Genomic DNA, 3,103 nt, shown 5'->3' on the forward strand with positions numbered 1-3,103 from the left:
TAAATTTCTCTCCTCACAGAACTCAACAATAAAAGCATAACTTGAATTTAAAATCTCTCGACTCATGAACACCTAACCCAATGATAGGTGTTCATTCTATCAATATTTCTTTTATTTAGGGAGTCTAAATTGCATTTTTTGCTTTATTAAAAGCTGACAAGCGCTTTTTAATATAGGCCTTATAGTCCTTATCATGACGCGATTCATGGTGATAGATCATGTAAGCAAAGATTAAAAGCGCAACGCCCCCTTCAAAGAAGAGAACATTAGTTAGCGTTAATTCTCCCATCCCCTTGTAATCAACATAGGATAAGAAAAGTGCCAGCAATCCATAGAAAGTAAAGAATAGCTGAAAATGATTGTGATGAAGTACATTCATGGCCCAGAAATCTTCGAGATCTGACTCATAGTCCTCCCCATCAATTCTTAGATTCTTATCATGAATCATATCGTCGAAAACATTCTCGTAGAAATGTAATTTCTGATCCTCATTCATTTCATCTAAGTTCTGTGAAAGTTCAGTCTTAGACATCATAACTCCTCCCTATATAAATATAGTATAAGAAGAGAATATGAATAGATTATGAATTTAGATTGGCCTAAGAAAAGGCCGTCCCATATTGAATTTTACGAGACGGCCTAATTATACTTTTTAGAAAAACTTTGGGTTGAGTTTCTTCATCCTACTCTTTAGATCTGCACCAGTTCTAAAGATAAGGTGAATTGGAGTATTATCCAGTGGGAATGCTGAACGTAAACCATTTTTTAGATAACGACGATAAGATTCAGGTATCCCCTTAGACTTATTCGTATAGAATAGGAAGGTTGGTGGTCCTGATTTAATTTGAGAAGCGTACTTCACTCTAAATCTCTTACCTCTAGCTCCTTTAAGGATAATAGGCTGTCTTTCGATAAGTTCGAAGATAAATCTATTTAGCTCCCCAGTCGCAATACTTTGACGACGGATAAGGATCGTTTTAATAAGGGCCCTTTTCAGTGCCTTTATTCCACGTTTTTGTTTCGCAGAAATAGGAAGAATATCACAGTAATTTAACCATGGAATCTTCACTCGAATATCATCGAGCCACTCTCTTCTTTCTTGAGGGTCTTTGATTTTCTCACTGATAAGGTCAATCTTATTAAGACAAACAATAACTGATGTTCCCTTCTCAATAGCAATATCAAGAAGTCTCTTATCTTGGTGAGAAATCCCCTTTGTGACATCAATCATAAAGATACAGATATCACTATCAGTGATACATCTTAATGAACGATAAACAGACTGGGACTCAACAAAGTCACTAATATTTTTTTGCTTTCTAATTCCAGCAGTATCGATAACATGGAGACTACGCCAGTAACTTCCTTCTTCTTGAATCTCTTCTAGAGTTTCTTGCTCATCACTTTCTTCACTAGAAGTACCTTCTAAAAGTTCATTTTGAGTATCATCTCCAAAGACTTGCTCGTAGATACGATCTCCGGCCTCATCAATAAACTGACCTTCCTCTCCACCGAGAGCGTCTTCATCAACTTCGGCCTCATACTCATCTTCAAACTCTTCTACTTCTTCTTCCAGGTTATAAGAGCTGACAAGCGAGGTATAAAGGTCCGGATTATTTTTTTGAAAGTCTTCATACTGCTTATAAAGAGCTGCATCATTTTTGATGAATTCACTTGTCTCCAATTTCTTGGCATCTTTACCAAAGTAGAGATCAAAGTATCCATCAATAGGATCAACAGTCGTCCCAGCAATATTTGAGACAAGTGCTCTTGAGCTTCCTAGTAGCAAGTTCAAAAGAGTTGATTTCCCTGCATTTGGTGCACCAATAATGGCAAGACGAGAAACAACATCTTCTCGAGGTGTTACACCACGCTGAAGATCTGATGATTTTAGAGCTTGCGACGTTTGAGAAAAGTTAATCATTTCTTTGTGAATATCTTCTCTTAGACCATCAATACCAAGCCCGTGAGCGGCAGATGTCACATACATCTCATCACCATTAATTCCTAGTGAGTAGAAGTCGATTTCATCACCACGCTGCGATTCAGAATCAAACTTATTTACGATAAGCCACATCTTCTTCTTTTGCTTTCTGATATAGTCAGCAATTGTCTGATCAAAAGGGAGTGCCCCTTCTCTAACATCAACCACAAAGAGAACTAAATCTGACTCATCAATGGCCTTGTGAGCGTGCTCAGTCATAATATTGAAGAATTTATTAGCATTTTCTTCTTGTTGATTCTTTCCTGCCTCATCAATTTTTTGAGGATAGAACCCACCAGTATCAACAAGAATTGCATCTAATGGATTTTCATCATCAGCATCATTGAATGTTGTAATTCCGTAGTGCCTATCTCTTGTCACACCGGCCATATCGTATGTGATGGCCTTATGTTGTTTTCTCATGAGTCTGTTAAAAACAGAACTCTTTCCAACATTTGGACGTCCGATTAAAGAGATAACCATTGCTCTGGTTTTCATCATATATTCCTTTTTTTATATTTTTATAACAACTCTATTTCTTCCAAACACGAGCAGAATCTTGTGCTCTTGGTAGTCCTAGTTCTTCAAGGATGAAGTTATTCTTGAACCACTTTGGAGAAACCTTAACGTGAAGGTTTAGGTGAACCTTCCCATCAGTCATTGCTGAAATTTTCTTTCTTGCTCTAGTCCCAATTTCCTTAATAACACTTCCCTTAGAACCAACGACAATGGCCCTTTGTGATGGTCTATTCACAAGAATAGAAGCAGAAATGTGAGAAGTTGGCTGACCCGTCTTATCTTTGAAGTCTTTATATTCATCAATAACAACAGCTAGCTCATATGGAAGCTCATCTTTTAAAAGGGCAAAAGCTTGCTCTCTGATATATTCAGTTGCAAAGAATCTCTCTGGCTTATTAGAGATTGACCCTTTGTCATAGAAGTGAGGCCCAGGTATTGCTGTGTCACAGATCTCTCCTGTAAGAAGGTGAACATTATCCCCTGTCTTATTTGAGATAAGAAAATGTTTTTCTAGATTAGGAACAATTTCTTTTGCCTTTTCCATCACCATAGACAAAGGAAGCTCAGAAGCTGCTTCAACACGGTCAGCTTTTGTAAAGA

At 37.4% G+C, this 3,103-nt stretch carries 3 protein-coding genes; all 3 read right to left on the minus strand.

Annotated features, from left to right (window positions below; genetic code table 11):
- Positions 1–124: 124 nt before the first annotated feature.
- The gene (locus tag M901_RS12755; protein WP_034722172.1) at positions 125–532 is read right to left on the minus strand and encodes a hypothetical protein; all 408 of its coding nucleotides are present in this window, start codon (positions 530–532) and stop codon (positions 125–127) included.
- Positions 533–652: 120 nt separating this feature from the next.
- Positions 653–2,482, minus strand: a complete 1,830-nt coding sequence (locus M901_RS12760) for a GTPase (protein ID WP_034722173.1) — start codon at positions 2,480–2,482, stop codon at positions 653–655.
- Positions 2,483–2,516: 34 nt separating this feature from the next.
- Positions 2,517–3,103 (minus strand): KH domain-containing protein (locus tag M901_RS12765; protein WP_021278619.1); only part of this gene is annotated, 587 nt, incomplete at its 5' end.

Source organism: Bacteriovorax sp. DB6_IX (assembly GCF_000447775.1).
Classification (GTDB): Bacteria; Bdellovibrionota; Bacteriovoracia; order Bacteriovoracales; family Bacteriovoracaceae; genus Halobacteriovorax_A.